The organism is Lysinibacillus sp. NPDC059133 (assembly GCF_042755925.1).
GTDB lineage: Bacteria > Bacillota > Bacilli > Bacillales_A > Planococcaceae > Lysinibacillus.
Window position 1 is genome coordinate 121,686 of sequence record NZ_JBHZDH010000002.1, and the last position, 14,394, is coordinate 136,079.

Consider the following 14,394-nt stretch of genomic DNA (forward strand, 5'->3'; position numbering starts at 1 on the left):
ATAACTCTGCTGAATGAAGATAAAAAAATCTCATCCTTAATTCAAAAATTTATTGCTGAAAAAGAGTTTGTTGTTTTTGCGAATGATCTACATGAGGAAGATGATCCATTCCATCCTGAAACCAAGCTATTTCCTCCTCCTAATATTCGCGACACTAAAGGACGTCACTTATACGGACAAGTTGGTAAAATGTATAACCTTCACAAAGATAAAGTGATGTGGCTCGATAAAACGCGTTATAGCGCATTTGCCGGAACCAATTTATCGATTTTATTGAATGAGCGAGGAATCAAAGAAATTCATTTAGTTGGCGTTTGTACTGATATTTGTATTTTACATACAGCCGTTGATGCTTATAATTTGAGCATTTCAACGGTTGTTTATGCAGATGGTGTTGCAAGTTTTGACGCTGCAGGTCATGAATGGGCATTGCGTCATATTGAACATACATTAGGTGCAACAGTTTGTTAATTAATCAATTTGGCGTCATTGTAGTTTCTTTGCTACAGAAAAAAATACTTACAGATATTTTTTGCGCAAAAATGAAGCGTCAAAAAATGACTTTTGTCTATGCAAAATCGAAGCGTTAGCATAAGCTGAATGAAGATAAAAACCTTATTGAGAATTTGTAATAATTACTAAGAAGCAAGACGCGTAATATACTCCATTCAGGGCATAACTAAATAATCGCCATTATATCTTAGTTTAAGGAGATGAAAAAAATGATTAGCTTCATTTGGTATTTAATCATCGGCGGAGTATTAGGTTGGTTGGCTGGCGTCATTTTAGGTAAAAATGTACCCGGTGGCATCATTGGGAATATTGTTGCAGGGGTTGTCGGTTCGTGGATCGGTAGTATGGTTCTTGGCAACTGGGGTTGGCGAGTTAGTAATTTTTACGTATTCCCCGCATTAATCGGTGCTGTCGTGCTGATCTTCATTGTAAGCATTATTTTAAAGGGTATGCGTAAAGCAACCTAAATATGTAATAAAGAGCCATCATTTTTGATGGCTCTTTACTTGTTCTAAAAAAATTGTGTCCATAAAAATAAAATGGCTCTTCGGCAAAACGAGTGGTTGATTTCCGTTCCGACTGGGCGCTTTCCTGGCTCTTTACTTTTCTTTATAAAGGACTACTTCCTTTAGCTCATCATGATAATCATTATACAAATTGAAATAATGTAATACCTTTTTAACATATTCATCACTGTGATTGTATGTATAGACCGCTTGCTGAATATGATCATCTGCTGCACCATTTTTCGATAAATAATTCGCAGCACTAAATATAGCGTCCTCAATATCATAAGGATCTGCAATGCCGTCTCCATTAGCATCTACGCCATATCCACCATATTTTTTTATGGCTTCTAAATTCATTAATTCTGCCTTCGATATATCCCCTTTTCCTAATCCCGAGCAGGAAGGATGTTTCCAGCCGACAAATGTACAAGGCATAAATTGCATCGGACCTTCAGCCCCAGCTGATGAAACGAGCGATTTCATTGTAGAGAAGCGTGTTTCAATTCGATGATGGGCGGCAAGCAACGTCCAAGGCACACCGTATTTCTCTTCCGCTGCTACATAGATGGGAATATATTGCTCAGGAATGTTCATATCGAAATTTTGTTGGATTTCTTCTAGTTCTTTTTGCTTTGCTAATTTTTCAAATATAGTTAATGTTTGCAGCTCCTTCCATGCAAAAAAGGCGAAAACGCACACAGTTATCGCTATTGGTATTAGTAAAGCTATCATGCCTAATTGAACGGAAGGCGATAGCATCGGTTTTGTCTTCTTTTTTTTCGCCATATGTCACACCTAATCTCTCTTATACTATTTCTATTTTACCAAAATTACCGTTTTATGTAGTAGATTTTTCCGAATATAATTACCACTACTTTAACAGTTGAAAAGAAAGGGAAAAATATAGTAAAATATAATTCGATTAATTTATAGGGATAATTATAGGAGGAATTTGTTTTGTGGAAAGACTTTAAAGAGTTTGCTATGAAAGGCAATATTGTCGATCTAGCAGTGGCAGTAGTAATCGGTGGTGCTTTCGGTAAAATTGTTACCTCCTTAGTTGAAAATATCATTATGCCATTAGTCGGTGTCTTAACTGGTGGTGTTGATTTAACAAAAAGCTTTGCTTATGGTTCAGGTGATGCACAAATAAAATTAGGTGTATTTTTACAGTCTATTCTTGACTTTTTCATTATCGCCTTTGCAATTTTCATGGCATTACGAATTATGACCAAACTATCTCGTAAAAAAGAAGAGGCTGTTGTGGAAGAACCAACACCAGAATTGGATTCTAAAGAAGAGCTTCTAAAAGAAATTCGAGATTTATTAAAAAAAGAGCAAGCTTAAATCATATTCAAAAAGAATCTGCCTCTTACCACGGATAAGCCGCGATAAGAGGCAGATTCTTTTTTATTGAAGAGATTTTTTATGGACGCAAATCCCATGGTTCAAATACGCCGACATGTGTTTCCGGTACTTCCTGTTTTATTGCATCAATAATCCCTTGTGCAATTTCACCATTTGTTAGCCATCTCGAAGAATTATTGTCTTCTATGATAAATCCAAGCTTCACCTCCCGATAAACTATATTAGAAGGTAAATAATTTTTTGTACGGTCATTATTTACATAAGAGCTACTTCCTTTTATATGGTATATAATCAAATTTTTCGTAGTAGAAATTGCTTCAAAAAGTGACTCCCAAATTCTTTTATCCGAGCCATGAATCCAAGCAATAATACAATCAAATGATCCACTAGTTTTTTGGGACTCTATTAATACCGATTTAAAACTATTGTAATTCGTATAATCAACTAATAAAGGTGACAATTTCGAATCATTTTTAGCTTCATTTATCAAATTTTGCATTTTCTTTTGTTGTCTCCCGATAACGGTTACATGATTATCTTGCTGTATAAGCCATACAGAAACATCCTTTAGCATTCCTGTTCCACCTATTACTAGCCAATTTTTCATTTAATTTTCTCTCCTTCCTTATCTCCTACTATTCCTAGACGTTTTAATATAAACAATCTCTCTAATTTTCTGAAATTATCTTGTTCTTCTTAAGTATACATGTTAAATTGGTAACAATTATTGAGAATATTGGGACAAGAAGTACTAGTCTTTTAGATATTTTGACTCCCCGTGATTATGATGAAGAAAAGAGTGACGACATGACAAACAGCAGAAGTATTGAAACAAAACTCGTACAACTTGGGAATTTAAGTGATCCTATAACAGGTGCTGTCAGCCCACCAATCCATTTATCGACAGCTTACAAACATACAGGGATCGGTGAATCCACTGGTTTTGATTATGCACGTACAAAAAATCCAACTCGTGCTCTATTAGAAGAAGGAATTGCAGATTTAGAGGGCGGAGATGCGGGCTTTGCCTGTAGCTCTGGGATGGCTGCTATTCAACTAGTTCTATCCTTGTTTAAGCCTGGTGATGAATTAGTGATGCCTGATGATTTATATGGTGGTACATATCGACTTTTTAATTTCTTTGAAGAAACATATAACATTAAGCCTGTTTACTCAAAATTTGAATCAGTGGAACAGGTAGAAGCATTAATCAACGACAATACGCGTGCTCTATTCATTGAAACGCCGACAAATCCGCTTATGCAGGAATTTGATTTGCAAGCATATGCGGAATTAGCTCACAAGCATGGGGCATGGTTAATTGTCGATAACACGTTCTATACACCATATTTCCAACGTCCGATCGAATTAGGTGCAGACATTGTCATTCATTCGGCGACTAAATATATTGGCGGACATAATGATGTGTTAGCTGGTTTAGTTGTCGCCAAAGGTGCTGAATTAGCAGAACGTATTGGCTTTATTCATAATGGCAGCGGTATGGTGTTAGGTCCGATGGATTCCTGGTTACTTATTCGCGGATTAAAAACATTGCATCTTCGATTAAAGCAACATGATGCGAACGCGAAAGCAATTGCTGCCTATTTAGAGGAAGAAGAGCTTGTAACAGACGTGCTCTACACAGGAAAAGGTGGTATGCTTTCATTCCGCTTGAAAAAGGCCGAGTGGATTGACCCATTCCTTCGAAACTTGAAGTTAATTACCTTCGCTGAAAGTCTTGGTGGTGTTGAAAGCTTTATTACGTATCCTGCTACTCAAACACATGCGGATATGCCTTATGAAGAGCGCATTGAACGTGGTGTATGTGATCGATTACTCCGCTTCTCTATTGGAGTTGAAGAGGCTGAAGATTTAATTGCGGATTTAAAACAAGTATTCGATATCCTTAGAAAAGAGGCTTAATGATGAAGCAGCATATTGAAACAAGCTTAATTCACGCAGGTGTTCGTGACGGCTATGAAAATAAAAAAGGTGCAGTCAATGTGCCTATGTATGTATCATCAACTTTCCATCAGGAGAGTATCGATGAATTCGGTGAATATGATTATGCACGTTCTGGCAACCCTACGCGTGATGCATTAGAAAAAGCAGTAGCAGAGCTTGAAGGTGGTGTACGAGCGCATGCATATTCTTCTGGAATTGCCGCGGTATCTGCAGCATTAATGTTATTATCTCAAGGTGATCATATAGTCATTACAGAGGATGTTTATGGAGGAACATACCGCTTCGTTTCAAAAGTCTTACCACGCTTCGGTATTTCCCATACTTTCGTTGATTTCACAGATTTAGCGGCGGTAGAAGCAGCCATTACACCAGCTACAAAACTACTATATATGGAAACACCGTCGAATCCAACACTTGGCATCACAGATATTCGCGGAGTAGTAGCACTTGCCAAGCAGCATAATTGCTTAACGTTTTTAGACAATACTTTTATGACGCCTTTACACCAACGTCCACTTGAGCTAGGTGTTGATGTTGTTATTCATAGTGCTACAAAGTTTTTATCTGGGCACTCTGATATTATCGCAGGATTAACAGTAACTGCTGACGAAAAGATTGGTCAGGATCTTTACTTTATCCAAAATTCATTCGGCAATATATTAGGTGTACAGGACTGCTTTACTTTATTGCAAAATATGAAAACAACAGATGTGCGTTTTAGTCGATCTGCTGAATCGGCACAAAAGATTGCGGCTTTTTTAGACACAAATGATCTTGTCGAGCAAGTATACTACCCTGGGCTTACATCACATCCTGGTTATGAGATTCATCAAAGTCAGACTACGAGTGCAGGTGCAGTACTATCCTTCCGCCTACCAAGTTATGAAGCTGCAAAGGCACTTGTGGAAGCGATGAAAATTCCAGTGTTCGCTGTCTCTCTAGGTGGCGTTGAATCGATTTTATCCTACCCTGCAAAAATGAGTCATGCAGCAATGGAGCCTGAGGAGCGTGCAAAACGTGGTATTACTGATGGTTTATTACGTTTCTCAGTAGGGCTTGAGCATGTTGACGATCTGATTGCAGATTTCGCTCAGGCATTAGAGGTTGCCGCAAAGGTTATTTAAAGATAGACATAATAGGTCAAAATCTTAAAAAGCGCAAGAAATCAATTTTAGAAACGTTGATTTCTTGCGCTTTTTTGATATAGCATTTTTGCTTTGAACTATATTTATGTCATAGTCAATTTTTTATTAAATGTACAATTTTAAATGTTTAACAATCAGTTGTTCACACGAGCTAGTACTCGATATAAATAATCTCCATGTCCCTTTGCCAGTGTTACTTCTTGTTCATCTGTTATCCAGTAAAATGAAAATTCTAAGCCTGCCTCGTTTACACCTGTCGGACAATGCTTCCACGAATCTCTTTTTTCATTTGTCGTTAAATGATAGAAATAGCGCTTTTGTAATACCCCTGAATGATGATTAAAATAATCTTGGGCAATTAACCCCTTCACTACTAAATAGGCTAACCCTGTCTCCTCAAACATCTCCCGTGTTACAGCTTCTAGCGGTGTTTCCCCTTCCTCTACCGTGCCTTTAGGAATTTGAATCCCTGCTCCTTCTGTATTTTGCTCAAATACTAGCACTTGTAACTGACCCTCATGCTCTCTCGTAATATAGCCAAATGCTTTTTCAACAACTTGCATGAAGTCATCCCCTTTCTCGTGATTTAATGTTACAATAAACGGAAAAATTGGAATTGTAGGTGAAAAGTATTGAGTTCAATTATACGACATATGCAAAAGAATGACATCATTTTTGTGCAAGAAAATTGCCAAAAAAAGTTGGCATCAAACATACGAAGGGATTATCCCAAATGAGATTCAAGTTCGTTTTTTACAAGTTGCTTATAATAATGATCGATTACTAGGTCGTTTGGAAAAAAGTCTATTTTTAGTTGCTATACTTGAAGAATCGATCGTAGGCTTTGCAAATTTTTCAAATGTTGTAGATGGAGAGGCAGAACTATTCTCAATATATTTACTTCCTGAAACTCAGGGCAAAGGTATTGGTACAGCCCTATTACAAGAAGGAATCAAAATGCTTCCAGATTTAACATCACTTTTAGTTTGTGTAGAAAAGGAAAATACGATTGGCATGAACTTTTATCAAGCGAAGGGCTTCAAGAAATTGGAGGAGTTTGATGAGTTATTTGATGGTCATTTATTGAAAACTGTTAAACTTGGCTTAACACTAACTGCTTAGTATAACGGAGTAAAAACTCACTCCGTTACACATTTTATATGTAATCTATGCAAGAGGAATTTGCTCAGATTGGATGACAAGTGCTGTTAAACCTGAATGACTCCCAGATTCATGTACCTCCCCTTTTTGCCATAGAACACCTTCCCCAGTCTTTATCATTACTTTTTCTTGATCCTCACCGCAAACCCATCCTTCCCCTTGAATCACAATAAATAACTGTGGGACAGGCGCCTCATGCATCCCAACAACACCACCAGGCTCTATATAAATGAAGCCAATATTGGCAGGTTCCGCTGTTTTCATGATTTTCGTATAAAAAGCATCTATTGATTGATAATTATTAATTTGATTAGCCAATTCTTGTGTGAAATTATATTTTTTCATGGTAACCTATTTTCCTTTCATTTTTTGTTTGCTACCATCCTATACAAGTATGCTTAGTATAGAAGCATATTGTTTATTGTGTTTATCTGTTGCTTATATAGTAAATTGATTACGTCCTTCTGATGTATAGAAATCAATTTCTTCTTGAATGTCTGAATTGTATTCGAGGGGTTCTATCGTCACTGTTGTACCTTTTTCGTACTCACCATTTTCTCTAATATATGACCTAATACTAGAATCATCTTTAATATTAACAAACATTTCATAATCTAATTCACCTTCAAAATGCAATACACAGTACACTACAAATTCGTTATCATAACAAATTTTACATAACCCTTCATCAAATGGTTCACAATCTTCATCAGAATCAAAAGCAACATGCTGCCCACATGCTTCACATTCATATTCTGCAATTAATGACATATTAAATTCCTCCTCCGTGTTTATAAATTAATTAAATGCCTTTTAATTGAAATAAGCTATAGTTACCACTACGAAAAGATTATTATAGCTAATGTTCTTGATATTTCGTTTGCAATATATGAAAATATTAATCCAGATAAACCTCCGACGATAAAATACCAAAAATATTTCATCCAAAGAGACTTCAGAATTTATATTTTTTAATGATTTCTAGTCAGATATCTTTGGAAATTTTTTAAATCCTTCGCTAAAAATTCATCTGATAACCAAGAATTTTTTGTCATTATATCACCAACAAAGTTTGAAAGAGATGTTTTATCTAACCGACTAAAATGATTTGAAATCACCGTATTTTTAATCGTTTCTTGCCAGTCACTATAATTCTCTACTTTCTTTTGTACTAGATGGGATTGATTTGAATAAATTGACTTAACTAGTTGGTTATAATCCTTAAATGCTTCAAGAAGTGCGTCTTTATCCTGTTTTTCAGTAGCAGCTAATATTTTATCTTTAAAACTCTGCCATTTTTCAGGGAAAGCTTCTTTCACAAGATCATCTATATGAATATAATCATCAGGTGCATGTACTAATGGGCCCTTTTCGATAGCAAAAACTACTTTACCATTGTCATTTTTCACGCCATTAACAGCAAATTTTGCAATTGTTGTCATGGCATCCATCTAATCTTTTGCCTGCTGCCCAGTTAAATAGTTATCTGCAATATATTGTGCTTTTTCTAAACCAAGTGAGATCATGGCTTGACGTTGTTCCTCAGTCATATCCCCAACATCGCGCACTAAAAAGTTTTGAGATATTGTTATGTATGTAGCATCAAATACTTGCTGACTCGCTCCCTTTAAACTATTGGCGAGCTTATCATTTGTTTGAATATGTGGAATAATGATAGCAAGAACATTATGCTCTATCTCTTCGTCAAGCCTAGCCTGCTGTTCCGCACGAATAGCTTGTTGCTCTTCACTTTCAACAAAATTTATTTTTCCACCATCCTTGAAAATGGAAGCTATTTTTTGAGCTATCTCATCTGGAACACCTTGCAATTGAATTTGACTATCGAATAATCGACGTGCTTCCGCTCCAATTGTTACAGCATCCTGTTCTTTTTTTACTGCTTGAGGAATTTCCCCCATAGTTTGAACATTCGTAGATTGAAGAAAATTTACCGTATTAGCATTGGACGTTATCTTCATAATAAAAATGTCTCCCCTTTATTTGTGTTAAAGATTATATCGGGTTAATTACAAATAATCGAAGATAAAATAATAATTGGTCGATTTTACAATTCCGTAAAAATAAAAAAACCCAGAATATGTTCTGGGCTTGATGACACTTACTTTTCTAGCATGATTAAAACTGTCGGGCTTTTGCTTCGCTTCTCAAGATACGGTTATGGAGAGTAATCTCCGTTTCACCATTTACTTGAGATTTTGAACGCTTAATCCTTGACCAGTTGCGGTGGATTTTTTGAGATTTTGGGTCTAGTTGTTCGAACCTACTCATTCGTGCCATCCTCCTCATCAATATAGATTTCATAAGTGAAACCTTTTTTAGTATGACCTTGCGATTAAAAATTATTCAGTTTTCTATCACTATTATCCCCACACTTCTTGCAATGTATTTCTAAATAACGCATCTAATCTTTGTGTAGGATCATCGACTTTAACGTTGAGATTTTTACAGTATGTCTCAACATGCTCTATTTCTTTATCTAAATACTCATTAATACGTTCAATTCGTGGCTCCATATTTAGTTCGTCACCAGCCATTTTTCTCTGTAAAAGTTGCTGAATTTCGGTTTTTAAAGGCCCCTCAGAAATAATTGCATTTAACAATTCCTGAAAATCAATTGGTGGAACCGTATTGTTTTTCTCTATCCATTTACATGCTAAAACTGGTCTGAGGACATAGAAATATTTTTTTATTTTCACTTCTGAGCCCTGTAAATACTCTCGATAATTGTTTTTAGCCATATTTAAATAGTGATACAAACTTGCATTTGGATAAAAAACTTCTCTTTCCAGTAACCGTACATTGTCAATAAATGAATATTGTTGTTCATACACAATATTGCTTCGTAACCATTCTAATAGAGGTGGATTACTTTTGCGAAATAGCCTTAATGCTTTTGTTATTTCCCAACCACTAATATCCAACAAATCATTAATAGGCACTTCAATAACATCCCTCTTCGCACCAATTCCTTGAGGATCGATTGAAAGATACCACTGTGGTTGATGAATATATATGAAACGAACATCATAATCACTATCCTTGGAAGGAAATCCCCAAGCACGACTACCCGATTCTACAGCATATAAAATTTTCACTTGATACTCTTTTTCAATTTCTTTTAATTTACTTCGTATAATTTCCTTCATGTAAATACCACTTTCCAAATTTAGTCTTTTAAAGCGTCTGGTTTGTATCAACTATACCTGTATGATTACATACTCTTAGTTGGTTTCGACCGCTTTCCTTTGCAATATAAAGTGCTTGATCCGCCCTGTCAAGTAGCTCGTAAAATGTTGAAATGTTTTTAGAATGACCGTACCCTGCGATGCCAATACTCACTGTCACATTGATCTCAACATCATCCGCATAATAAGGATAATGTTCAACATGCTTTCGAACTCTTTCCGCTATCTTTACTGCGCTCTCTAACGTAGTATTTGGGGATAAAATGACAAACTCCTCTCCCCCATACCTTGTAATAATGTCGATTTTCCGCACAGAATTTGTAATGATATTTGCGACGTGCTTTAGGACTTCATCACCGATTAAATGTCCATATGTGTCATTGACCTTTTTGAAAAAATCAATATCAATCGCTATACATGAACAATAGTTTTGTTCTTCTAAACATTTCTGAAAAACAAGTTCCCCCTGCTCAATCAAATAACGACGATTGTACAGCTTCGTCAGCTGACAAGTAACCGATAATTCTTTCAGTAAGATGGTATCTTTTCTCACCTTAGCGCTCATTTCGTTGAAGGACGCGCAAAGCTCCTGAAATTCATGCGCATAAGGTGCCAGCTGATGTTCATCTATTTGATAATCATAAAAACCTTGTTCTACCTTTCTAACGCCTGTAAGAAGCTGCTGGATTGGTTCTTCAATTTTTTTAGAAAGATGTAACATCATTTTAATCGTAAAAAATGAACCTACTACTAAACAAAAGGTTATTGATAAAATTCTAATGATGAATGGTTTATACGCCTCCAACAGACCCATTTCTGATATGATAAACCATTTCCCTTCATTTATAGGCTTACTTTTAGCAAGAACCCGCTTATTATTCGCGTCTTTATAAAGCTCTAGGTCACTTGTTTTATTTTTTTTAGCTGCGTTCAGGATATGCTCATCCACTAAATAATTGCTAGAAGACCGTTGTTGTTTATTATTAAATTCAGTGAGCATAGTACCTTCCTGATCGATAATGTAAGCTTGACCTAAAAAGCCGACTCTTGATTCATGTAGCAGTTGATCGATCGTGTCTAAATTTACTGCGCCAAAAACTACACCATTGAATTGTTGTTGTGCATTTAGAATCGGTGAAGCAAGTGCAATAATAGGCTTCTTAGTAACTTTACTCATTAAAATATCTGTTATATATGGTTGTTTCGTTTTTTTAGCAACCTGAAAATACTTTCGATCCTTTACATCCATTCCAACACCAGCTGTACTATATTCAGTAACTGTATCAAATTGTACGATGCCCTCTTTATTGACAAATATTAAGTCTGTAAAATTTGTTTTTTCTTTAAAATTCCGAAAAAAAGTTTGCGATTTTTCAAAATTATAGTCCTTTACAAAATCTAAATTAGCTATTGTATGTATATCACTGGATCGTTCTGATAACCAGCTTTCAAAAAAATATGTTTGAGCATCTAAATATTGCGTCATCTCTTCATTCTGATGCTGAATGGTTTGCCGATATTCGATATAAAGCGTTGGAATAAAAATACATAGACCAATAATAAAAGTAATCCAAACAAGCGCTCGATGAAGCTGACCTTTTATCGTGTTTGGTCGTGGAAATTTTTTAAAAACCCTCAAAGCACTAACCTCCAAATTAATCCAAATCTTTCCTTAAAATGGGCAATGAATAGTATTTTATTCATTTAAAATACCACAATCTAAAGATTGTGGCAGTGAGAAATTTAACTTCTTTCAGCAATTGTTGTTTTATGTAACGTAAGTGAAACGGCAGTTACATATGTTTTGGTAGCGAAAGCAAAGCGTCAGCTTAGTTGATAAAATTTATTGCAATAAAATTTGGAGAATTGTAATAAATAATGCCGCAACAATAGGAACTACTTTCAAAGAGGTGTAACCTACTGAAGATGTACAAATTGGCTCTAACGGATCCTTCGTTGGTGACGCTAAATATTGAATAAGACGTTGCCAGCGACTTTTCTTGTACGTGATTAGCTGCTTAGGAATCTCCACTTTATCTTGATCTAAGCTGTCTTTTAACCATTGCTCCTTTTGAAATTCATCCTTAAGCATCGAAATCCTCCTTTAGCTCTTCCTTTAAAGTCCTTATCGCATTATGTAGCCTTGATTTAACTGTGCCAAGTGGAATGGACAAAATTTGTGCAATTTCCTCCTGCGGCAAATCATGATAGTAAACAAGCAAAATAACCGCTCGTTGCTTTTCGGGTAATTGAAGTATTGCCTCTTGTATTGTTAATTTCTCGTCAGCAGACATACGATGACTGGACGTCGGTACTAAAAACGGGAACAGCGTGCGCCATTTTTTGCGCCGATTCAATTTATTAATCATTAAGCGATAAGCGATTTGAAATAAAAAAGCTTTTACCGTTCCCTTTTGCTCATCAAAATCTTCTTTTATATATTGTAAACGCTCAAAGGTATCTTGCACAATATCAATGCTTAGCTGATCTTCCCGAGTATAGCGAAATAAAAAGCAGTACAATGGCTCATACAAACGACTATAGAGCTGTTCAAAGCCCTCGACTTCGCCGTTTTTATAGGCCTCCATCCACTCCTCATTGCTTATCATCTAGCTCATCCCCCCAATGAGCCTTAATGGACTTCAATGTCATGGACACACGTGAAACTAAGTTGACGACTATTACAATGACAAATGCTTGCGATTGATTTGTAAAAAACTGCACATATGGATTTTCGATTGTTTGTGAGAAAGACAAAAGCATGTTGAGTGCCTGCATACAAAGTATTGTATATATGGCTAAAACAAGCGTTAAAGTATCAAATACATTCCAACGTAAATAAATTGTTGTTTTTTTATAATTAATTTTTCCATTTTCGCGAACAATGTATTTTTTATTCATCTGAATTGTAATTACGGAAGTAATAATAATCCAAAAGCCAGCTATAAAAAAAGATACAATCCATCCGATTCCCATAAAATCACCTACTTACTGTTATATACTTTTTTAGCGATGGCTGCTAACACCAAGCTAAGAACTGTTAAAATCATAAAATACTGATATTGTGGGAGCCATGTTTCGTCCATTAAATTTAAAGACACTTGCAAGCTATCAAATAAATATAACATCGGATTCCATATTAGGAAAATAAAATAATCTTGGGGATTTTTTTCCGCAAGCATTAAAAACATCGTTGTCATCGTTACTGAAAACATGAATAAAATCATAATTGGCGTTAACATGCTTTGAGCTACTTTCTCATTTTTAAATAGACCTGCTAATATAAAACTCAATGGATATAATGCCAATAAAACAAAATTACTAATCAAAATAATCATAAAAAAAGATGAAAGTGAAATATCAATGATGAAGGAATAGCCAATGAGTAGTAACACTAAAAATATATTTAATAATGTAAAAACACCGATTCCCATCCCAATATAGTAAGTGTGTGGCTTAACGCCTGTTCTCTGTACCCATTGTAACGTTTTATGGGCCTTCATATCTGCCAAATATATAGTAGCGCTAGAAAATGCAAATGAGAAAATTAACATTAAAATTGAAAATGGTAAAAACTGACCTTTAATCATAAAATCTATCGCATCTCCAGTCACTATATTTTTACAAATCACTGAAGTAATCATAAATATAAAAGATGGTAATAAATTACCAATAGTCATTCCTGGATTGCGAATACTTTCCAACATATACATTTTTGCAATTTGTTTAGTCATCCCGCTCTTCCTCCTAAAATTTGACCTGTCACTTCATAGTAGATACCTTCGATTCCTGGCAATTTCGCATCTGTGTATTTTTGATAGAGCTCATCCTGTGTGCTATTTTCAATAAGCTTCCCGTCTTTTAAGATCACTACATAATCAAATAACGGTTCTAATCCTGCCACCTCATGACTAATAATGATGATCATTTTGTTACGTTGACGAATTTCACCTTGTAAGTAAAACATCAATTGCTTTTTCTTTGTTAAATCTAAATCAGCAAACGGCTCATCTAATATGATAATCGGTTTATTTAATAAAAAAGAAAGGAAGATCGATACTGCTTTTCGCTGACCGCCTGAAGCATTTTTCAACAATATGTGGTCATAAGTCGGTAATCCCAATATTTCATAAAGTTCTCCCAAATCAGCTTTATTGTTCGTCAGTTTAGTAAAAAGAGCCATTACTTCACGAATTTTCAGATGCTGATAACTCGAAAAAAATTGGTACTGCAGCGCAACTTGCTCTTGTACATGTTGAGACGTCTCATTGAATACAATGGTACCTGCATCAGGTTTTACATCTCCAGCTATACATTTTGACAAAGTAGATTTACCCGCTCCATTCTGACCTAATAATAAATAACAATACCCCATTTTAAATGTGGCCGACACACCATCCAAAACGTTCACACCATTATATTTTTTCACAATATCCTTCACAATAAGCTCCAAAATAATCCCTCCTTATGTTTATGTTCACTGACTATACAAACGGCAATTGGAAAAGGTTCATTTTATTTTTAAAA

At 35.4% G+C, this 14,394-nt stretch carries 19 protein-coding genes and 2 pseudogenes; 6 read left to right on the top strand and 15 right to left on the bottom strand.

Annotated features, from left to right (window positions below; translation table 11 throughout):
- Positions 1-24: 24 nt before the first annotated feature.
- Together ACFXN8_RS01885 and ACFXN8_RS01890 are read left to right on the top strand one after the other, a co-directional pair.
- Positions 25-471 (top strand): annotated as a pseudogene (locus ACFXN8_RS01885) (cysteine hydrolase family protein); the annotation flags it as partial.
- 251 nt (positions 472-722) lie between these two features.
- Entirely contained in the window at positions 723-980 is a 258-nt protein-coding gene (locus tag ACFXN8_RS01890) for a GlsB/YeaQ/YmgE family stress response membrane protein (protein WP_370080445.1), read from the top strand.
- A 132-nt stretch (positions 981-1,112) separates the two neighbouring features.
- Here the strand turns inward: ACFXN8_RS01890 and ACFXN8_RS01895 are convergent, their stop codons facing one another.
- Positions 1,113-1,808, bottom strand: coding sequence for a lytic transglycosylase domain-containing protein (locus tag ACFXN8_RS01895; protein WP_386842351.1), 696 nt, complete (start codon positions 1,806-1,808; stop codon positions 1,113-1,115).
- Positions 1,809-1,979: 171 nt separating this feature from the next.
- Between ACFXN8_RS01895 and mscL the strand changes: the two genes are divergently transcribed.
- A complete protein-coding gene (mscL, locus tag ACFXN8_RS01900) occupies positions 1,980-2,369 on the top strand; it encodes a large conductance mechanosensitive channel protein MscL (RefSeq protein ID WP_386842353.1) in 390 nt (129 codons plus the stop codon).
- Positions 2,370-2,448: 79 nt separating this feature from the next.
- On the opposite strand, the gene ACFXN8_RS01905 is transcribed toward mscL, so the two are convergent.
- Positions 2,449-2,997 (bottom strand): Rossmann-fold NAD(P)-binding domain-containing protein, encoded by a 549-nt coding sequence (locus ACFXN8_RS01905; RefSeq protein WP_386842355.1) that lies wholly within the window; start codon positions 2,995-2,997, stop codon positions 2,449-2,451.
- A gap of 200 nt (positions 2,998-3,197) precedes the next feature.
- Here ACFXN8_RS01905 and ACFXN8_RS01910 point away from each other — a divergent pair, with 200 nt between their 5' ends.
- Both ACFXN8_RS01910 and ACFXN8_RS01915 read left to right on the top strand, forming a co-directional pair.
- Positions 3,198-4,313, top strand: a complete 1,116-nt coding sequence (locus ACFXN8_RS01910; RefSeq protein ID WP_386842356.1) for a methionine biosynthesis PLP-dependent protein — start codon at positions 3,198-3,200, stop codon at positions 4,311-4,313.
- Between the two features lie 2 nt (positions 4,314-4,315).
- A complete protein-coding gene (locus ACFXN8_RS01915) occupies positions 4,316-5,479 on the top strand; it encodes an aminotransferase class I/II-fold pyridoxal phosphate-dependent enzyme (RefSeq protein ID WP_386842533.1) in 1,164 nt (387 codons plus the stop codon).
- Between the two features lie 155 nt (positions 5,480-5,634).
- Here the strand turns inward: ACFXN8_RS01915 and ACFXN8_RS01920 are convergent, their stop codons facing one another.
- Positions 5,635-6,063, bottom strand: coding sequence for an NUDIX hydrolase (locus ACFXN8_RS01920; RefSeq protein ID WP_386842358.1), 429 nt, complete (start codon positions 6,061-6,063; stop codon positions 5,635-5,637).
- Between the two features lie 90 nt (positions 6,064-6,153).
- On the opposite strand from ACFXN8_RS01920, the pseudogene ACFXN8_RS01925 reads away from it, so the two are divergent.
- Positions 6,154-6,622, top strand: a pseudogene (locus ACFXN8_RS01925) (N-acetyltransferase family protein).
- A gap of 45 nt (positions 6,623-6,667) precedes the next feature.
- On the opposite strand, the gene ACFXN8_RS01930 reads toward ACFXN8_RS01925, so the two are convergent.
- From ACFXN8_RS01930 to ACFXN8_RS01985, 12 genes are all read right to left on the bottom strand, one after another.
- Entirely contained in the window at positions 6,668-7,006 is a 339-nt protein-coding gene (locus ACFXN8_RS01930) for a cupin domain-containing protein (RefSeq protein WP_386842360.1), read from the bottom strand.
- A gap of 93 nt (positions 7,007-7,099) precedes the next feature.
- Complete coding sequence (locus ACFXN8_RS01935; RefSeq protein WP_386842362.1) at positions 7,100-7,432, bottom strand: hypothetical protein; 333 nt, start codon at positions 7,430-7,432, stop codon at positions 7,100-7,102.
- A gap of 200 nt (positions 7,433-7,632) precedes the next feature.
- Positions 7,633-8,112, bottom strand: a complete 480-nt coding sequence (locus tag ACFXN8_RS01940) for a hypothetical protein (protein ID WP_386842364.1) — start codon at positions 8,110-8,112, stop codon at positions 7,633-7,635.
- On the bottom strand, positions 8,113-8,640 hold the full coding sequence (locus tag ACFXN8_RS01945; protein ID WP_386842366.1) for a hypothetical protein: 528 nt from the start codon (positions 8,638-8,640) through the stop codon (positions 8,113-8,115).
- 157 nt (positions 8,641-8,797) lie between these two features.
- On the bottom strand, positions 8,798-8,983 hold the full coding sequence (locus tag ACFXN8_RS01950) for a YpzG family protein (RefSeq protein WP_386842368.1): 186 nt from the start codon (positions 8,981-8,983) through the stop codon (positions 8,798-8,800).
- Between the two features lie 59 nt (positions 8,984-9,042).
- A complete protein-coding gene (locus tag ACFXN8_RS01955) occupies positions 9,043-9,828 on the bottom strand; it encodes a nucleotidyltransferase domain-containing protein (RefSeq protein ID WP_386842370.1) in 786 nt (261 codons plus the stop codon).
- 28 nt (positions 9,829-9,856) lie between these two features.
- Complete coding sequence (locus ACFXN8_RS01960) at positions 9,857-11,506, bottom strand: sensor domain-containing diguanylate cyclase (RefSeq protein WP_386842372.1); 1,650 nt, start codon at positions 11,504-11,506, stop codon at positions 9,857-9,859.
- A gap of 204 nt (positions 11,507-11,710) precedes the next feature.
- Entirely contained in the window at positions 11,711-11,959 is a 249-nt protein-coding gene (locus ACFXN8_RS01965; protein WP_386842374.1) for a hypothetical protein, read from the bottom strand.
- Positions 11,952-12,455 (bottom strand): RNA polymerase sigma factor, encoded by a 504-nt coding sequence (locus ACFXN8_RS01970; RefSeq protein WP_376071218.1) that lies wholly within the window; start codon positions 12,453-12,455, stop codon positions 11,952-11,954. Before ACFXN8_RS01970 ends, ACFXN8_RS01965 begins: the two co-directional genes overlap by 8 nt.
- Before the next feature lie 7 nt (positions 12,456-12,462).
- Positions 12,463-12,843, bottom strand: a complete 381-nt coding sequence (locus ACFXN8_RS01975) for a group-specific protein (RefSeq protein ID WP_376070850.1) — start codon at positions 12,841-12,843, stop codon at positions 12,463-12,465.
- An 8-nt stretch (positions 12,844-12,851) separates the two neighbouring features.
- Entirely contained in the window at positions 12,852-13,601 is a 750-nt protein-coding gene (locus ACFXN8_RS01980; RefSeq protein ID WP_386842376.1) for an ABC transporter permease, read from the bottom strand.
- The gene (locus ACFXN8_RS01985) at positions 13,598-14,320 is read right to left on the bottom strand and encodes an ATP-binding cassette domain-containing protein (protein ID WP_386842378.1); all 723 of its coding nucleotides are present in this window, start codon (positions 14,318-14,320) and stop codon (positions 13,598-13,600) included. Before ACFXN8_RS01985 ends, ACFXN8_RS01980 begins: the two co-directional genes overlap by 4 nt.
- Positions 14,321-14,394 lie beyond the last annotated feature (74 nt).